The sequence below is a fragment of the Pseudomonas hydrolytica genome, from assembly GCF_021495345.1.
Classification (GTDB): domain Bacteria; phylum Pseudomonadota; class Gammaproteobacteria; order Pseudomonadales; family Pseudomonadaceae; genus Aquipseudomonas; species Aquipseudomonas hydrolytica.
Map to the genome: position 1 here is coordinate 3,444,519 of NZ_CP099397.1, position 16,927 is coordinate 3,461,445.

Sequence of the window (16,927 nt, forward strand, 5' to 3'; positions counted from 1 at the left end):
CTCGGCATCGACACCGAGTGAGACAAACTCAAGATTTTCGTCTTGATCTAAAGATTTACTCATGTAGGCTGTATGAACTGCCTTCATCCAGCCCTGACATTGGATGAGCGAAACCCTCGTAGAGAATCGTCATGCTCGAGCTGCGCCATCTGAAAACCCTGCACGCCCTGCGCGAAACCGACAGCCTGGTGGAGGCGGCCGAGCGCCTGCACCTGACCCAGTCGGCGCTGTCGCACCAGTTCAAGGAATTGGAAGAACGCCTGGGCCTGCAGTTGTTCGTGCGCAAGACCAAGCCGGTACGCTTCACCAGCGCCGGCCTGCGCCTGCTGCAGCTGGCCGACGCCACCCTGCCGCTGCTGCGCGGCGCCGAGCGTGACCTGGCGCGCCTGGCCGGCGGCACTGCCGGTCGGCTGCACATGGCCATCGAGTGCCACAGCTGCTTTCAATGGTTGATGCCGACCATCGACCAGTTTCGCGATGCCTGGCCGGAGGTGGAACTGGACCTGGCCTCGGGCTTCTCCTTTGCCCCGCTGCCGGCGCTGGCCCGTGGTGACCTGGACCTGGTGGTGACCTCGGATCCCGTCGAGCTGGCCGGCATCACCTATGTGCCGCTGTTCACCTACGAGGCGATGCTTGCTGTGGCCAACCAGCACCGTCTGGCGCACAAGGCCTTCATCCAGCCGCTGGATCTGGCCACGGAAACCCTCATCACCTACCCGGTGGAGCGCGACCGCCTGGATATCTTCACCCGCTTTCTCGAGCCGGCCGACGTGGAGCCGGCGCAGGTGCGCACCTCGGAGCTGACGGTGATGATGATGCAGCTGGTGGCCAGCGGCCGCGGCGTGTGCGGCCTGCCCAACTGGGCGCTGCACGAGTACAGCTCGCGCGGCTACGTCAGCGCCAAGCGCCTGGGGGAAAAGGGCCTGTTCGCCACGCTCTATGCGGCGATCCGCACCGACATGCTCGATGCGCCCTTCATGCGCGACTTCCTGCTCACCGCCAAGGACACCTCCTTCGCCAGCCTCGAAGGGGTTAGCGTGGCGCGCTGACGGCCGCACACAGGGTGCGCATGGCGCACCCATTCACTACCGCCGCCCTGGTGCGCATGGCGCACCCTACGCCTGGCGTCACGTCTCGCAACGTGTTTCCAGCGTCGCCAACCACCTACGATTACCTCTCCAATCGCCAACGCCATGGCGAACGCCCATCCCCACCAAGTGCCTTGTTACAACTCCCTCCTTGCCGCACTGTGACCAACAGTCATAGTATGACCACCGGTCACAACTCTCCGTGAAAGGCCCATGCGCTACCAGGATCAACTCTTCCAGCAACGGGAAAACGCCCTGCTCGAATCCGCTCGCCAGCTGTTTCAGGAGCAATCCTGGGACCGCGTCACCATCGCCGAAGTGGCGCTTCACGCCGGCATCGGCAAGGGCACGGTGTACAAGCACTTTTCCAGCAAGGAGGCGCTCTATGCCCGCCTGGTACTGGACTGCTCGCGCCGGCACCTGAGCGAACTGCGCGAAGTCGCGAACCAGGCATCACCGCAGGCAGCCATGCGCCGGGTGATTCGCCGCGCCTTCGAGCAATTGCTGGCCGACCCGCTGCAGGCCGAGCTCTGTCTGCTATGCGACCGCCCGGCCTTTCAGGAGCGCCTGGACGCGCCCTACCGTGAACAGTTCATCGAGCTGGAAGGCCAGTACATGGCTCTGTTCAACCAGTTGCTGCGAGGCAGCTTCGGCGAGCTCTCCCCCGCGCACTGCCAGAACCTGTTGTGGGGCGTCGAAGCCTGCGTCAACGGCGTGATGGCCCGCATCGCCTCGGGCGGTTTCGCTCACTGGGCCGAGCCCATCGAACTGGACGCCTATTTCGAACGCGTCACCGATTTCATCATCGCCGGCCTGCAAGGCCAGGCTGCCGCGCTGCAAGCAGCGCCTGCACTCAGCGAGTAACCCCCATGTTCGCGCAACTCAGCAAACGTCCCTGGATCATCGCCATCGTCATCGTGGTCGCGCTGCTGGCCTGGCTGCTCAGCGGTGATCGTTTCGCCGCTCGCGACGCGGTCGAGCCGGACCAACCCGCTGCGGCCGCCGATCTGGCGCGCGTCGAGGTGCAATGGCTGCAGGCCGAGCCGATGCAGCGCCAGCATGTGGTGCAGGGCCAGATCGAGGCCTGGCGCCGGGTCGAGCTGCGCGCCCAGGTCAGCGGCAGCGTGCAGAGCCTGGATCAGGACAAGGGCAACCGCGTCGCCGCCGAGCAACTGCTGTTGAGCCTGTCCCCGGATGATCGCCCGGCCCAGGTCGCGCGTAGCGAGGCCGATGTGCGCCAGCGCGAAAGCGATGTGACCGCCGCCAAACGCCTGCGCGAGCGCAACCTGATTTCCGCCAACGAGCTGATGCGTCTGGAAAGCGAGCTGGCCAAGGCCCGCGCCGAACTGGACAGCGCTCGCCTGCAACTGCGCAATACCAAGATCAGGGCGCCGTTCGCCGGCATCTACGATCAGCGCATGGTCGAGCTGGGCGACTTCGTCCAGCCGGGGCAGAGCCTGCTGACCCTGGTGGACATCGACCGCCTCAAGGTCAGCGCGCAGATCGCCCAGCAACAGGTCACCCAGCTTGAACTGGGCCAGCCGGTGAAGGTGGAACTGCTCGACGGCCGCACGCTGCAGGGCGAACTGCACTTTATCGCCGCCGCCGCCGATCCGGGCTCGCGCAGTTTCCGCATCGAGGTCAAGATGGACAACCCGGACGGCCTGCGTCTGGCCGGGGCCAGCGCCACCCTGCATATCCAGACCGGCGAGGCCATGGCTCACCGCCTGTCCCCTGCCCTGCTCAGCCTGGATGAAAGCGGCCGCCACGGGGTCAAATGGGTCAACGAGGCGCAACGCGTGGAGTTCACCCCGGTGCAACTGATCAGCGTCGACAACCAGGGCGCCTGGGTCAGCGGCCTGCCACCGAAGGTGGCGCTGATCACCCTCGGCCAGGGCTTCGTCCAGCCCGGCCAGCAGGTGCGCACGCAACTTGCCGCCGAGGGCAGCTGAGATGCATGCACTGATTGCCGCGGCGCTGGATCGCAGTCGCACCAGCCTGATGATCCTGGCCTTCCTGATTTTCGGCGGCCTGGCCGCCTATGTCGCCATTCCCAAGGAATCCAACCCGGATGTGGCGATTCCCATCATCTACGTCTCGGTCACCCTGGAGGGCATCAGCCCGGAAGACGGCGAACGCCTGCTGGTGCGCCCGCTCGAGCAGGAGTTGCGCAGCCTCGAGGGCGTCAAGGAAATGCGCTCGGTGTCCAGCGAAGGCCACGCCTCGGTGACCCTGGAGTTCGACGCCGGCTTCGACGCCAAGGTGGCCCTGGCCGACGTGCGCGAGAAGGTCGACACCGCACGCAGCAAACTGCCCGAAGAGGCCGACGAGCCGACGGTCAACGAGGTCAACGTGGCGCTGTTCCCGGTGCTGTCGATCGGCCTGTCCGGCCCCATCGCCGAAAACGAACTGGTCTACATCGCCCGGCGCCTGAAGGAGAACATCGAAGGCATCGCCGAGGTGCTCTCGGTGGAGATCGGCGGCGACCGCGAAGACCTGCTGGAAATCGTCGTCGACCCGCAGGTGCTCGACAGCTACGGCATCGATTACAACGAGCTGTTCAACCTGGTCAGCCGCAACAACCGCCTGGTCGCCGCCGGCAGCCTGGACACCGGTGCCGGGCGCATGAGCATGAAGGTGCCGGGCGTCATCGAAGACCTCGAAGACGTGATGAAAATGCCGATCAAGGTGGTCGGTGACAGCGTGGTCACCTTCGCCGATGTCGCCAGCATTCGCCGCACCTTCAAGGACCCCACCGGCTTCGCCCGCATCAATGGCCAGCCGGCCATCGTGCTGGAAGTGGCCAAGCGCAGCGGCGCCAACATCATCGAGACCATCGAGCAGGTCAAGGCGCTAATGGAGCGGGCGCAGCCGCTGCTGCCGCCGGGCGTGGAAGTCAGCTACATCATGGATCAGTCGCAGGAAGTGCGGACCATGCTCGGCGACCTCCTCAACAACGTGCTCACCGCCATCGTCCTGGTGCTGATCCTGGTGGTGGCGAGCATGGGCATGCGTTCGGCGCTGCTGGTGGGGCTGACCATTCCCGGCGCCTTCCTGACCGGCATCCTGCTGATCTGGATGCTCGGCTTCACCCTCAATATCGTCGTGCTGTTCAGCCTGATTCTGGTGGCCGGCATGCTGGTCGACGGCGCCATCGTCGTCTCCGAACTGGCCGACCGCTATCTGCACCAGGGCCAGAGCCCGCGCCAGGCCTGGGCCAATGCCGCCACGCGGATGGCCTGGCCGGTGATCGCCTCCACCGCCACCACCCTGGTGGTGTTCCTGCCGCTGCTGTTCTGGCCCGGCGTGGTCGGCCAGTTCATGAAGTACCTGCCGGCCACGGTGATCCTCTGCCTGCTGGCCTCGCTGGCCATGGCCCTGGTGTTCCTGCCGGTGCTCGGTGCGGTCAGCGGCGGCAATGCGCGACCGCAGGCACAGGGCCTCAGCCGTGCCGGCAATGCCTATCGCCGCCTGCTGGAGAAGCTGCTCAGGCGTCCGGGCCTGACCCTGCTCGGCATGCTTGCGCTGATCGCGCTGATCTACGTCGGCTACGGCCGCTTCAACCACGGCGTGGAATTCTTCCCCGACGTCGAGCCGGAAAGCGCGCAGATCTGGCTGCGCGCCCGCGGCGATCTGTCGGTGCAGGAGAAGGACGCCCTGCTCAAGCAGGTGGAGAGCCAGGTGCTGGGCATGCGCGAAGTCAAGGCGCTGTACGCACGCTCCCTGGCCCAACCGGATGGCCAGCTCGGCGCCGACGTGATCGGCACCCTGCAGTTCCAGTTCGTCGACTGGCACCAGCGCCGCCCGGCCAAGGACATTCTCGCCGAGATGAGTCAGCGCACCGCCGGCATTCCCGGCGTGGTCCTGGAATTCCGCAAGCAGGAACAGGGCCCCACCGACGGCAAGCCGGTCAAACTGCAGATCAGCGCCATGGATCCGGCGCTGGGCGAACAGTGGGTCGAGCGCATTCGCGATGAAATGACGCGACTCGGCGGCTTCGCCGATATCGAGGACGACCGCGCCCTACCCGGCATCGAGTGGCGGATCAAGGTCGACCGCGAGGCCGCCGCGCGCTTCGGCGCCGACGTGCTCAGCGTCGGCAACGCGGTGCAGATGATCACCAACGGCCTGAAGCTGGCCACCTACCGTCCCGAGGATGCCACCGACGAGGTGGACATCCGCGTGCGCCTGCCCGGCAACTGGCGTTCGCTCGACCAGCTTGGTCGCCTGACCCTCAATACGCCGGCCGGCCAGGTGCCGCTGAGCAACTTCGTCGATCTGCAGCCGGCGCCCAAGGTCGGCACCCTGCGCCGCGTCGACGGCGACCGCACCATCACCCTGCAGGCCGACCTGGCCGAAGGCGCGCGCCTGGACGAACGCCTCAAGGCGCTGCGCGAAGCGCTCGGCGAGGTACCGGCCGAGGTCAAGGTGAAGTTCGCCGGCGAGGACGCCGACCAGCGCGAAGCCGCCACCTTCCTGATGACCGCTTTCATCGTCGCCATTTTCCTCATGGCGATCATCCTGGTGACCCAGTTCAACAGCCTTTACCAGGCCGCGCTGGTGCTGTCGGCCATCGTCCTGTCCACCGCAGGCGTGCTGATGGGCCTGCTGATCAACGGTCAGTCGTTCGGCATCGTCATGGTGGGCATGGGCCTGATTGCCCTGGCCGGCATCGTGGTGAACAACAACATCATCCTGATCGACACCTACAACCAGTTGCGCCGCCAGGGCCTGGAGCCGCGCGAGGCGGCGCTGGAAACCGGCAGCCTGCGCCTGCGCCCGGTGCTGCTCACCGCGGTGACCACCATCCTCGGCCTGATGCCCATGGTGCTCAGCATCAACGTCGACCTGGTGACGCCAAGCCTCGGCTTCGGCGCGCCCTCGACGCAGTGGTGGACGCAACTGTCGAGCGCCATCGCCGGTGGCCTGGCCTTCGCCACCGTGCTGACGCTGCTGCTGACGCCCTGCCTGCTGGTGCTCGGCGCCCGCTTCGAGCGTCGCCCGCCGCCGCTGGAGACCTACGACACCGACCTGCTCGACCTGCCCGAGCACCTGATCGCCGCCAAGCCCGACAGGGCGCATCTGCAGCATCACCACTGAGCGCCCCCGCCGGACGGCGGGGGCTCCTCCAGCAACTCAGCGCAGACCGGCGCACTCCCCGGCCTGCGCCACCCTCTTCTCCAGTCAAATGCACAAGCGGACATGGCAGAGCGCCATGCTTCGCCTATGCTAAGCAGCAGACAGGGCGGGAAGGGAAAACCCAGCAGGGACGCTTTTTTACTCTTCCGCACAGCCCTCACGCCTCAGAAACGACAAAGCCCTCTCTCGGAGGGCTTTGTCGTTTTCCGTCCGCATGACCGCGCACGGCGAGCGATTGGGATACCGAGCTAACGAAGTGTATGGGGTCGGCGTCCTGCCTGTTGGCCACTTCGTTAGCCCGGTGACCGGAGAGTAGTCCAGGCAGTGGCATTGTGCCAAGCCTCATTTTTACGGTTTCGATCACATCCATAGGCAGATGGCTCAGAGCCCCACCTGAGGCACGCATCGGCGCAGACGCAAGAAAAGACAGGCTTCACATATGCGCCTCCACGCCACTGACAGAAACTATGGCAATGGTAGTCTTGCCAAGCGATCGGATACATTTATCGCTCCCACCTTAGCTGCCGCCAAAGGAACTGGTCATGCTTAGTGCCTTGGCGCTGCCCCCAACGAAAGGACTCGATATGAAAAATTTCACCATCACACTTCCTCTGGCACTTGCCCTGATTGGCTGTGGCGATAACGCCCCGTCCAACGAGGAGATAAAGAGTGCGCTGGCTAACTACCAAGGGAGGAAGGGCTGCGCAGTATCGCCATTGTTCAGATTCCCACTGGATGCCAAACGCGCCGAGGGTAACGAGAGAATTCTTGCACCTTTCACAAGCACCGGCTTGGTGGTTCTCTCAGGTGCACAGTACGAGCTGACTGCAAAGGGCAAAGCTGTCCATGATGAACAGATGCCTGGCTTCTGCTTTACCAACCGCTACGAAATCACTGACATCAAAGTCGAGAAAAGCGAGCCTGAGAAAGACCTCCCGCCAGCGTTGTCGGGCGCTTGGTATGTATCGCTTAGGTTCGTCCCCAGCAATCTGGAAGACTGGGCCAGAAGTCCCGAGCTGCTTGAGGTCGCTGGGAGAAACTCGCTAGAAAAAATTCAGCAGGACACGCCTTACATTGTCCGTGTGGCAAAGAAAGTCGGTGACGACAAGCTGTTCGTCGCAGACCCGCGCTTCCACTTCAACCCGACCATCGGGTTCAGCATGGCGTTCTGAGACGCCACGCATCAGGAGTACCTGCACGTGGTTTCGCCTGAACCCACGCGCAGGCAGAGAAGGGAGCGCCACGGTGCGCGTCGTTTACTCAACCACCTGATAGAACAAGAAAATTTTTCAAAATATGCTTCGCCAAAGCGCATTGAGCTGTTATTATGCGCGCCGCCTGGGAAGATGCCGGAGTGGTCGAACGGGACGGATTCGAAATCCGTTGTGTCAGCAATGGCACCTAGGGTTCAAATCCCTATCTTCCCGCCATATCTCAAGCCTAAGCCCCTGAAATTCCTAGAGTTTCGGGGGCTTTTGCTATCTGCGACATACAAGGTGTCGAAAGCGGGTTGAGACTGCTGCTAGCTCTGGATCGGCGGCCACATTCTGGCGACGTGCACCAGGGCGAGAATCCAGACGGCGTCAGGCTCAGCCTGATAGACAAGGCGGTAGTTCTCGTGGGGGATCAGTTCGCGAGTACCGGCCACCGTTCCCAACCTGCCCTTGTCGGGGAAGTCAGCCAGACTGGCGGCCGCAGCACTGAATAGCTCGTCCAGGTGCACAGCAGCGCGTGGGTTGTCGGTTGCGATGTATTCCCAGATATCCAGACGATCCTGCAGTGCCTCGGGTGTCCAAATGACCTGCATCAGTGACCCAGAGCCTTAGCACGGCGAGCGGCGAATTCAGCTTCTACATCATCATTGGAGCGGCCACGACCTGCCTCTACCGATGCCCTGGCAGCAGCGACCTTGCGTTGCACGAATTCCTCATGCTCTTTGGCCTGTTGCTGTTGGCGAATGAAGTCGCGCATGAGGTCGCGCATGACCTGTGAGGCCGGCCGGTGTGCAGCTTGGGCGGCTGCCATGAAGCCTTCGCGCAGTTCGGGCTCAAGCTTCAGATTGAAAACGGCTTCTTTGGCCATGGTCGTCACCTATCAGTCAATTCGTAACTACAACGTATATACGTTGTGTACATGCTAAGCAATGCTTGCGGCACCGGAAAGCACGCGTCATCGGATATGGCTATGGAGTGATGATGCCGAAAAAGCGTTGGTGATCGCTAGCTGGTCCGAACCTGACGGCATCCTGCAGGTGATCAGGAGCCAGGTACGCGTAGCGCATGGTCATGGTCAAGGTGGTATGGCCCAGGATTTTCTGCAGGGTCAGGATGTTGCCACCGTTCATGACGAAATGGCTGGCGAAGGTGTGCCGCAGCACGTGCGATGACTGGCCAGCAGGCACCGGCAAGCGAGACTCACCCAGGGCCTTGTCGAAGCTGTTCAGGCAATTGCTGAAGCCGAGAACAGGCAGCAGCCGAAACCCACACCGGTTGCCGAAATCAGCCGAGCAGAACCAGCGCCCAGGAACGACTGGGACAAGATCGTGGAAGAGCAGGCAAGGCGAGACGCAATGTCTACGCAGCAACCTGAGCAGCCCACTGGCTCAGATAGCCCTGCAGTCAAACAAACCGTATTCAACGATCAGAACTACACCCCGAGAGGGGCTGACAATGTGCTCAGCTCTAGAGAAATTCCAAAGCCTGTGATTCAAGTGCGACCGCAAGAGAAGTTGCGAGTTACTGGAATCAAGGAAGAAAGAAAGCTGGAGGATTTCTGCGGAGGAAAAGAAGGAAGCATTGAGCGACGAAATTGCAGGTCGCATGTTGGACTTAACTACCGGGACTAGTGATTGATTAAGCTCCGTCTATCGTGACAATCGATAAACCGCAGCAAGTAAGGAAATGCCAATCGCTGACCATATAAGACCAATGAGATAAGAACCTACCTCGGGGCCAAAGAAAGTAGAGAAAAGCAGGCCTAGACCACAGATGGCCCTACAGCTTGGATCAACCGAAGTCGGCAATACTTTAAGCCCAATAATGAAACTCGCCCCCAAGAACAAAAATAGCAGCCCGACCGCCCCAACAATTAGAAATGGCTTCGATTTCATTTTTTTGAGAACCACTTAATTAAGCAACAGGCAATTATGTAGCACTTAGATCGATTAAGAAATTCAGATCTACATTAGTTTTCAGTAAACTCCTCTGCCTCAATAAAAGTATCCGTCACTATGTCGCTGGCATTGAAGCGCACTACCATTGAGCTGTGCTTCCAATCCCAATGACACTGTCCGAGACTATAGCGAAATTCGGTAGAAGAATTTGGATCTTTAGTGTCGCCTAAAAGTGCTAATACCTCAGTATTATGAAGGCCAATTAACCTGTCATTTCGTATAAGAGATAGAGCCATTCCACCCCTAACGCAGCCAGGATCGCTCAGCATTGACTCTCCATTGAGATTAATCCACAAGTCGGAGTCAAACAATTGTTCTTTTGCATGAGGCGTTGTGAAATTTAGATAAATACCGCCTATAGCCACAATCAGGATGAACGCTACGGTGATTCGAGCAATCATATCTATGTCATGAAATAACGTTTGGTTAAGGGGCGAGCTTTAGCCCGTCCCAGTGAACGAAGCGAACGATTTGAACCTGTTGCTAGGCTTTTCATTTGGCAGACAGGGAAAGTGTCCCGCACCACATTACAGAGTTGCAAACAATTATTTGGTTGATGAAATAGCCAATAAGTAGACCGCTCAGACCTAGGGATAAAGCCATAAGCGGCCGGTTTCCAAATTTTCTTTTTACCAGAGATGCTGTAAGAATTGCGCTAATAATAGCACCTGGTAGTGAGAATAAATGACCTAGCCCAAGCAGACCTTCGGGGCGTGAGGCTCCCCAGTTAACAGACATTACACAAAGCAGCGATATGGCAATGCCAAGTGATGTGCCTGTTAGGAAAAGGGGCGCGGGGTTAAGAGCTGCACAGGCACCTAAAAGGACAATTGGAACAGCAAAGTAATACCAAATACCTAAGTACAGTGCATCCCCATTGATCAAGGCAAGCCAGACAACTGCAAGTGATACGATTGCTGCGAGCAAAATGTCATTTGAGCGCGATATATGCATTGAAAAGCCTAACGTTTGGTTAAGGGGCGGGCTTTAGCCCGTCCCAGTGAGCGTAGCGAACGATTTGAACCATTTGTTAGCCGCTTGCAAGAATTGCTTGCATACGTAGCCAAACGGCTTCTTCGATTTCATTTCTCCAAACACCTTGGAGCAGAGATTTAAATTTTGGACTTGAGCCCGCAAGGAGTTCAACGCGCTCAATGAAAACTGGCCCAGCACTTGCCAATAGATCTTCTAGTGGCCCTGCAGCCAAGTAGCCTGCCACATTCTCGGGAAGATCCAGCTGGGATGTGTAAACGATAAATTCCCAGAGTTGCTCGTGCTTACCTTTGAGCCACAGATCGGTCAGAAATGACTCAGTCCATGGAACCTCTGTACTTTGATCAAAGTGTTCAATCGCTCTTACCCACTCGGTTGCGAATTCTTCTAGTTTCATAAGTTATGCCGCATGGCGACTAGGCTGGCTAACGCCCGCGTAAAGCGCGCGAGGTACGAGCGTCGCATTTGACGCGATAGTTAGGCATGCTTATCGATGAATCCAAGCGTATTTTCATACTTAATTTGCGCACTCACCGGAGAGTCCTGCTTCATTTTGGTCAGCGCTGTTCGGAAGTGATTCTTCCCATTGACGGACCCGTTGTTGAACGCATAAGCATACAGATAATCTACAGGAGCTTTTCTTAGTATAGCCCTGTCTGAAACCTGCCTGTAGCAATACCTTTGATCTAGCGGCAAGTCGCTCTTAAGCTTTTCTTCCACGCTTGGAGCTAAACAGAAGCCTATCCAGTCCAGAGCCTCACCATAAGTATGAGCCTCTATCAGCGCTGGCCCAATGAAAATATTCTTCTTTGCTTGAGAGTAAAGCTTCCCATGGCTAATGCACCCTCGAACCGGAATGTTTTTCGTAATAAGTAGCTGGAAAAAATTCCTTGCAGCGCTTTCAAGGTGAGCGAAGTCCTCCAAGCTATCCGACCCTGTGTAGATGATAAATGTGTCGGAAAACCAGTAACTTAGCAATCCAGATTCTTTTATCCCTAGCTTACACGCCGAACGCATTCGGCTAAGTGCTTCAGAATACACTGGGATGACCTCTTCAATAGCCTTTGAATTAACCAAATTTGTAAATCCCAACAAGTCCAGATAGGCGAACCAGCGGGTACGGTAACGAAGAGGCTGATAATCGAGATCGAACATTTTATTGCCTAACGATTAAGCTAAGGGGCCGCGGAACGCGGTCCCAGCGAAAAAAGTGAGCGCTTTGAGCGCATTGTTAGGAGACTGCATGCGCAAGCTCCGATTGTTTGATTTCTACATCAAGACCGGATTCCAGCTCCAGAATAAATGTTGGTTCTGGGCTGAGAGATATAAGAGAAGCTAGCGAGCCTTTGCTGCCGGCGTGCGCGCCACTTACGACAAGCACGAAATCATTATGCTGATAGGCCACACCAGAAATCGGCGTATGGCTAAGGAACGCTTGATTGAGCTGCACAGACTCCACAAAGGCTCCTAACGTTTGGCTAAGGGGCGGGCTTTAGCCCGTCCCAGCGAGCAAAGCGAGCGATAAGAGCCGCACAGCAAGCTCACTAGAGAAACTAATAAGGCGATGACTGATATGACGAGTGGAGCTGCAAACTGAAACCAAGATTGTTTGAGCTCCGCCAAAACAGCTGAGAGTAGCGGAAAGTTTACGGCGTGTCGTTCGTTTCCTAAGGCAAAGGCGAACAAGTGCACTTTAGATCCATCGTCTTGGCGGTATCCATATTTTTTATCTAGATGATAATAGAGGCGGCAAAATACTATATCCGGATCGACCTTAAGATCGTTCGCTATAGCCTTACAATCAATAGGCACGTAAATTTTCGTTTGCCTTTCGGATTTCGGATCGCCTTTTTTTGAAATCGCCGAATTCTTTTAAATACCGGTCATGGATTTTCTGCAAAATTTTGCGATCTGTTGGTGGTCTTTTCATGGTACTTCCTTGTGGCTCTTAACGTTTGGTTAAGGGGCGGGCTTTAGCCTGTCCCAGTGAGCGCAGCGAACGGTTTGAACCACTAGTTAGGTTTCACGCCGTGGCCCGGTGGATAACAGTCCACGTAACTGACGGCTTCAACTTCGCACTCGGGATAAATCCAGGTTTGCCAATTTTTCTTTAGCCAAGCCACTGACACTGCGCCAGTTTCATGCTTTGCTTCGGCAGGAAACACCAACTCGGTTTGTCCGGCATGATGGCCAGATGAACATATCAGCTTATAAAACGTTGGTGAATCATGTTCTTCGATAATCATGAAGTCGACGATTTTCTCAAATGGAGCTTTTGCCGGGAAACGGAATACCACACCTCTTCCAAAAGATTTTTTCTTGCAGTTTGCAAGTGGGCGCCAATTCATCGTGTGACCTAACGTTTGGTTAAGGGGCGGGCTTTAGCCCGTCCCAGTGAGCGAAGCGAACGGTTTGAACCATTTGTTAGAGGCCTACCCAAAGAACTCATGTTCAATTTTAAGTGATGAACCAGATTCTTTTAAAATAAACGCTTTAGCTATTTTTGTGCTGCTATCTGGTTTTTTGTAGTTCGCCTTAAAGATAAATAGTGGATTTTCATCATCACCATTCTGGAGCACTTCAATGTCGCAAAGGTGTGCCCAAACATGCCGGGGCTCGCTACTAGATGAGCAGGGTTGATAATATGCGGAATGATTAGACCAGTACTTATCATATATAGATCGTTTCTGGTCAAGAAATGAATTCAATTCATCGGAGCTGTAATTTTCGCGCCCCATGACTGCAGATTCTTTTTTTTCAACCTCAAGCATCTCATCAAAGTAGCTGTGTATGACTGAACATACCGCCATTTCAATTTTATTATATATTTCTGGAAGGTTTTCGATTCGGTGAATAAGATTTAAAGCGTCACGAATTTCCATGAAAGCCTCTAACTATTAATTAGGCGACATTGCTGTCGCATAAAATACCCGCTGGCGTCTGATAACCTGCCTGGAATTTCGCTAAGCCCTTGATTTTAATCAAGCTAAAAATGAGGAAAGGAACTTGGGCAGAAGGAAAAGCGACACGCAAAGCATCCAGAATTCAGACGATCCAGGGCGTTGTGATGGCTAGACGCTACCCGGAGCCCCTAATGCTGTCTAGCCGAGTGTCGAAAAAGTGTCGAAATCAACGGGCGAAAGAGTGCCGCAATGGGCAGAAGGCATGAGGCGCAAGGCTCGATTTTGCTGGCTTTGGGCAGCAACAGGCACCCGTAAAAACGGGTTCAAATCCTTATCTTCCCGCCATTCATGGAAAAGCCCCGGATCGCAATGCGGTCCGGGGCTTTTGCTTTCATACCTCAGTCAAGCCATTCAAACTCCGCATGCCCCATACGAAAACGCCGCCCCTTAAAGGGGAGGCGTTTTTTGGCCGCTTGGGCAGGCTCTGCCGCTTACGCGGTCAGCCGGGTCAGCGCTTCGCGGTATTTGTCCGCGGTTTTCTGCGCGACGTCCGCCGGCACGGCCGGGGCCGGGGGTTGTTTGTTCCAGCCGGTGGACTCCAGCCAGTCGCGCACGAACTGCTTGTCGAAGCTGGGCGGGTTGCTGCCTTCGGCGTAGCTGTCGGCCGGCCAGAAGCGGCTGGAGTCGGGGGTCAGCACCTCGTCCATCAGGGTCAGGGTGCCGTCTTCGTCCAGGCCGAATTCGAACTTGGTGTCGGCGATGATGATGCCGCGGGTAGCGGCGTACTCGACAGCTGTGGTGTACAGCTTGATCGCGGTGTCACGCACCTTGGCGGCCAGATCGGCACCGATGATGGCTTCGCACTGCTCGAAGCTGATGTTCTCGTCGTGGTCGCCTACAGCAGCCTTGGTCGAGGGGGTGAAGATCGGCTGCGGCAGCTTGGCCGCCTCCTTCAGACCGGCCGGCAGGGCAATACCGCAGACGGTGCCGCTCTTCTGGTACTCCTTCCAGCCGGAGCCGACGATGTAGCCACGCACGATGGCTTCCACGGCGACAGGCTTGAGGCGCTTGGCGACGACCGCACGGCCTTCGACCAGTGGCAGCTCGGCTGCCGGCACCACGTCTTCGACCTTGTCACCGGTGAAGTGGTTGGGCACCAGGCCGGCCAGCTTGTCGAACCAGAAGTTGGAGATGGCGGTGAGGATCTTGCCCTTCTCCGGAATCGGTTGTTCGAGGATGACGTCGAATGCCGACAGACGATCGGTGGCCACCATCAGCATGCGCTTGTCGTCGATTTCGTAGAGGTCGCGGACCTTGCCCGAGTAGATCTTCTTCAGGCTCAGGGTGGTGGGTGTGCTCATGTCGGCATTTCCGTTTCTGGCAAACAAAACAGGCGAAACCTTTGCGGGTTTCGCCCATCGATTAACGGCTGGAGCGCGCTGCGCTGATCAGCCGAGATTATCCTGGATCAGGCTCAGCACGCGGCGCGACACATCGGCCGGGGCAACGGTGTTGAGATCCTTTTCCACGGTGACCTGGACGCCATCGCCCACCGGGGTCAGACGCACCTGGTAGCGCTCGGCGCGGGCTTCGATCTCTTCCTTGCTCGGCTCGCTGCCGAACATGCGACCGAAGAAACCGGGCTTCTGCTCGTTGACCTGGGCACCTTCGGCCAGGTTGATGTAGTACAGGCCAAGGCTGCGGTTGAGGTCGTCGACGCGCACGTTGCCAAGCTCGAGCGAACGACCAACGCCGGACCAGGCACGGTCGAAGTCGGCGCCGAGGTTGAGCACCGGGTTGCCGTTGCCGTCTTCGCTGAGGCTGACGCGGCTGGGCGCATCGAAATCGCGGGCAGCGAGCAGCGATACGGAACCGCCCTGCTCCACGCCACGCGCCATGCTCACCAGCATTTCGTCGAGCAGCGCCGCCTCCAGGCTGGCGTTGCCACTGCGCGCGGCGAAATCGACATCGGCAGTGCTGCCGGCCGGACGCTCGGCGCTGGTGACGAAGATCTCACTGGTGTTGCGCTGCACGCCGGGCTCGATGCGCACGCGCACACGGGTCTCGGCGTCCGGCGCGACGCCGGAGACGCGGCTGCTCAGGCGGCGCGCCATGCTGGCGGAGAGCTCATCGAAACGTTGCCAGGAGGTGGTGAATTCGCCAGTCTGCGGACGCTCGCTGGCGATGCGGAAACCGTTGTCCTCGAAGAACTGACGCGCCAGCGGCCAGACCTCGGCCGGTACACGCTGGGCAACCACCCAGCGCGAATCGCCACTGCGCTGCAGGCTGAACTCACGCTCGTCGGCACGCACCTGCAGGCTCTGCGGGCGCGGCACTTCGAACTTGCCGGAGGTTTCGCTGGTGCTGGCTACCTGCGCAGGCACCGGCAGCAGCGGGTCGAGACGTTTGGCCTGAACGTTGGCCGGCAGTTGCATCGGCGCGGTCTGGCGCGCCTCCAGGTAGTCGCTGCCGCGATCACGGAAGTAACCATTGTCACCCCAGAGCCAGCCACAACCGCTGGTGCTGGAGACGATCAGAGCAAGGGCGGAAAATCCGGCCAGTCGCTTCATGCGTAGAATCCTTAGGTTAAGCCAATACGCCGCACTGGCGCATGGCCTGGCGCAGCGGTTCGTGACAGCGCGGGCTGAGCCAGGTCAGCGGCAGACGGATGCCGTCGCCCATCAGGCCCATTTCGTGCAGCGCCCATTTCACCGGAATCGGGTTGGACTCGAGGAACAGCGCCTTGTGCAGGGGCATCAGGCGGTCATTGATGGCGCGGGCGATGGCGGCTTCGCCACGCATGGCGGCGGCGCACAGATCGCTCATGGCGCGCGGCGCTACGTTGGCGGTGACGGAGATGTTGCCCTTGCCGCCCAGCAACATCAGCTCGACGGCGGTGGCGTCATCGCCGGAGTAGACGAGGAAATCCTTGCTGACGCGATCCAGCACTTCCTGGGCGCGCTGCAGGTCGCCGGTTGCGTCCTTGATGCCGATGATGTTGTCGATCTTCGACAGACGCTCGACGGTCTCCGGCAGCATGTCGCAGACGGTACGGCCCGGCACGTTGTAGAGGATCTGCGGAATGGCGACGGCTTCGGCGATGTGGCGGAAGTGCAGGTACAGGCCTTCCTGGGTCGGCTTGTTGTAGTACGGGGTCACCAGCAGGCAGGCATCGGCGCCGACCTCCTTGGCTGCGCGGGTCAGTTCCACCGACTCGCGGGTGGAGTTGCCGCCTGTGCCGGCGATCACCGGGATGCGCCCGGCCACCTGATCGACCACGCGCTTGATCACTTCGATGTGCTCACCCACGTCCAGCGTGGCGGACTCACCCGTGGTGCCGACCGCGACGATGGCATTGGTGCCCTCCTGCAGGTGGAAATCCACCAATTTGCTCAGGGCCTCCCAATCCAGACCACCCTGTGCATCCATGGGCGTGACCAGTGCCACCATACTGCCCGCAATCATGCAACCGCTCCTGCCGGAAAAATTGAGCCGTAATGGTACTGGTGCCACCAGTCCGGCACAAGCAACGGACAAGGCCCTAACGGCTCGGCTTGTCGGCCCATGCGCATGGTCCCCGGCATTCCCCTCGGCGGTGCTTTTCGCTAACCTGCTGTCTTTGGTCTGCGGTG

The 16,927-nt window shown here is 58.7% G+C and carries 16 protein-coding genes, 1 tRNA gene and 1 pseudogene; 6 read left to right on the plus strand and 12 right to left on the minus strand.

Translation table 11 applies throughout. From position 1 onward, the window contains the following. Positions 1-131: 131 nt before the first annotated feature. The 6 genes from metR (at position 132) to L1F06_RS16040 (ending at position 7,657) form a co-directional block, all read left to right on the plus strand. Entirely contained in the window at positions 132-1,049 is a 918-nt protein-coding gene (gene metR / locus L1F06_RS16015) for a transcriptional regulator MetR (RefSeq protein ID WP_012018205.1), read from the plus strand. Positions 1,050-1,301: 252 nt separating this feature from the next. Continuing rightward, positions 1,302-1,952, plus strand: coding sequence for a TetR/AcrR family transcriptional regulator (locus tag L1F06_RS16020; protein WP_012018204.1), 651 nt, complete (start codon positions 1,302-1,304; stop codon positions 1,950-1,952). Positions 1,953-1,957: 5 nt separating this feature from the next. Beyond that, positions 1,958-3,040 carry an efflux RND transporter periplasmic adaptor subunit gene (locus L1F06_RS16025; protein ID WP_129482053.1) on the plus strand — a complete coding sequence of 361 codons (1,083 nt, stop codon included), beginning with the start codon at positions 1,958-1,960 and terminating at the stop codon, positions 3,038-3,040. A gap of 1 nt (position 3,041) precedes the next feature. Beyond that, positions 3,042-6,188 carry an efflux RND transporter permease subunit gene (locus L1F06_RS16030; protein WP_129482052.1) on the plus strand — a complete coding sequence of 1,049 codons (3,147 nt, stop codon included), beginning with the start codon at positions 3,042-3,044 and terminating at the stop codon, positions 6,186-6,188. Between the two features lie 623 nt (positions 6,189-6,811). After that, positions 6,812-7,399: an acyltransferase gene (locus tag L1F06_RS16035; protein ID WP_129482051.1), complete on the plus strand. Its 588-nt coding sequence runs from the start codon at positions 6,812-6,814 to the stop codon at positions 7,397-7,399. Positions 7,400-7,567: 168 nt separating this feature from the next. Then, positions 7,568-7,657 (plus strand) — tRNA-Ser (locus L1F06_RS16040). 92 nt (positions 7,658-7,749) lie between these two features. On the opposite strand, the gene L1F06_RS16045 is transcribed toward L1F06_RS16040, so the two are convergent. The 12 genes and pseudogenes from L1F06_RS16045 to dapA form a co-directional block, all read right to left on the minus strand. Further along, the gene (locus tag L1F06_RS16045; RefSeq protein WP_129482050.1) at positions 7,750-8,034 is read right to left on the minus strand and encodes a type II toxin-antitoxin system RelE/ParE family toxin; all 285 of its coding nucleotides are present in this window, start codon (positions 8,032-8,034) and stop codon (positions 7,750-7,752) included. Continuing rightward, positions 8,034-8,309 (minus strand): hypothetical protein, encoded by a 276-nt coding sequence (locus L1F06_RS16050; protein WP_003245104.1) that lies wholly within the window; start codon positions 8,307-8,309, stop codon positions 8,034-8,036. The genes L1F06_RS16045 and L1F06_RS16050 overlap by 1 nt, the downstream gene beginning before the upstream one ends. A gap of 100 nt (positions 8,310-8,409) precedes the next feature. Beyond that, positions 8,410-8,682 (minus strand): annotated as a pseudogene (locus tag L1F06_RS16055) (tyrosine-type recombinase/integrase); the annotation flags it as partial. Positions 8,683-9,410: 728 nt separating this feature from the next. Further along, on the minus strand, positions 9,411-9,800 hold the full coding sequence (locus L1F06_RS16060; RefSeq protein ID WP_129482048.1) for a hypothetical protein: 390 nt from the start codon (positions 9,798-9,800) through the stop codon (positions 9,411-9,413). Positions 9,801-10,429: 629 nt separating this feature from the next. After that, positions 10,430-10,789 (minus strand): DUF6869 domain-containing protein, encoded by a 360-nt coding sequence (locus L1F06_RS16065; RefSeq protein ID WP_129482046.1) that lies wholly within the window; start codon positions 10,787-10,789, stop codon positions 10,430-10,432. 80 nt (positions 10,790-10,869) lie between these two features. After that, positions 10,870-11,547, minus strand: coding sequence for a hypothetical protein (locus L1F06_RS16070; RefSeq protein ID WP_129482045.1), 678 nt, complete (start codon positions 11,545-11,547; stop codon positions 10,870-10,872). Between the two features lie 76 nt (positions 11,548-11,623). After that, the gene (locus L1F06_RS16075; RefSeq protein WP_129482044.1) at positions 11,624-11,851 is read right to left on the minus strand and encodes a hypothetical protein; all 228 of its coding nucleotides are present in this window, start codon (positions 11,849-11,851) and stop codon (positions 11,624-11,626) included. A 553-nt stretch (positions 11,852-12,404) separates the two neighbouring features. Then, complete coding sequence (gene imm45 / locus L1F06_RS16080) at positions 12,405-12,740, minus strand: Imm45 family immunity protein (protein WP_252576672.1); 336 nt, start codon at positions 12,738-12,740, stop codon at positions 12,405-12,407. Positions 12,741-12,824: 84 nt separating this feature from the next. Beyond that, entirely contained in the window at positions 12,825-13,274 is a 450-nt protein-coding gene (locus L1F06_RS16085) for a hypothetical protein (RefSeq protein WP_129484173.1), read from the minus strand. Between the two features lie 512 nt (positions 13,275-13,786). Then, positions 13,787-14,656, minus strand: a complete 870-nt coding sequence (locus tag L1F06_RS16090) for a phosphoribosylaminoimidazolesuccinocarboxamide synthase (protein WP_129484172.1) — start codon at positions 14,654-14,656, stop codon at positions 13,787-13,789. Positions 14,657-14,743: 87 nt separating this feature from the next. Continuing rightward, positions 14,744-15,865, minus strand: a complete 1,122-nt coding sequence (gene bamC / locus L1F06_RS16095) for an NlpB/DapX family lipoprotein (RefSeq protein WP_003245111.1) — start codon at positions 15,863-15,865, stop codon at positions 14,744-14,746. Between the two features lie 16 nt (positions 15,866-15,881). Then, positions 15,882-16,760: a 4-hydroxy-tetrahydrodipicolinate synthase gene (dapA, locus tag L1F06_RS16100; protein WP_129484171.1), complete on the minus strand. Its 879-nt coding sequence runs from the start codon at positions 16,758-16,760 to the stop codon at positions 15,882-15,884. Positions 16,761-16,927 lie beyond the last annotated feature (167 nt).

Coding starts and splice junctions, on each gene's coding strand:
- metR (WP_012018205.1), top strand. CDS start 132: ATGCTCGAGCTGCGCCATCTGAAAACCCTGCACGCCCTGCGCGAAACC.
- L1F06_RS16020 (WP_012018204.1), top strand. CDS start 1,302: ATGCGCTACCAGGATCAACTCTTCCAGCAACGGGAAAACGCCCTGCTC.
- L1F06_RS16025 (WP_129482053.1), top strand. CDS start 1,958: ATGTTCGCGCAACTCAGCAAACGTCCCTGGATCATCGCCATCGTCATC.
- L1F06_RS16030 (WP_129482052.1), top strand. CDS start 3,042: ATGCATGCACTGATTGCCGCGGCGCTGGATCGCAGTCGCACCAGCCTG.
- L1F06_RS16035 (WP_129482051.1), top strand. CDS start 6,812: ATGAAAAATTTCACCATCACACTTCCTCTGGCACTTGCCCTGATTGGC.
- L1F06_RS16045 (WP_129482050.1), bottom strand. CDS start 8,034: ATGCAGGTCATTTGGACACCCGAGGCACTGCAGGATCGTCTGGATATC.
- L1F06_RS16050 (WP_003245104.1), bottom strand. CDS start 8,309: ATGGCCAAAGAAGCCGTTTTCAATCTGAAGCTTGAGCCCGAACTGCGC.
- L1F06_RS16060 (WP_129482048.1), bottom strand. CDS start 9,800: ATGATTGCTCGAATCACCGTAGCGTTCATCCTGATTGTGGCTATAGGC.
- L1F06_RS16065 (WP_129482046.1), bottom strand. CDS start 10,789: ATGAAACTAGAAGAATTCGCAACCGAGTGGGTAAGAGCGATTGAACAC.
- L1F06_RS16070 (WP_129482045.1), bottom strand. CDS start 11,547: ATGTTCGATCTCGATTATCAGCCTCTTCGTTACCGTACCCGCTGGTTC.
- imm45 (WP_252576672.1), bottom strand. CDS start 12,740: ATGAATTGGCGCCCACTTGCAAACTGCAAGAAAAAATCTTTTGGAAGA.
- L1F06_RS16085 (WP_129484173.1), bottom strand. CDS start 13,274: ATGGAAATTCGTGACGCTTTAAATCTTATTCACCGAATCGAAAACCTT.
- L1F06_RS16090 (WP_129484172.1), bottom strand. CDS start 14,656: ATGAGCACACCCACCACCCTGAGCCTGAAGAAGATCTACTCGGGCAAG.
- bamC (WP_003245111.1), bottom strand. CDS start 15,865: ATGAAGCGACTGGCCGGATTTTCCGCCCTTGCTCTGATCGTCTCCAGC.
- dapA (WP_129484171.1), bottom strand. CDS start 16,760: ATGATTGCGGGCAGTATGGTGGCACTGGTCACGCCCATGGATGCACAG.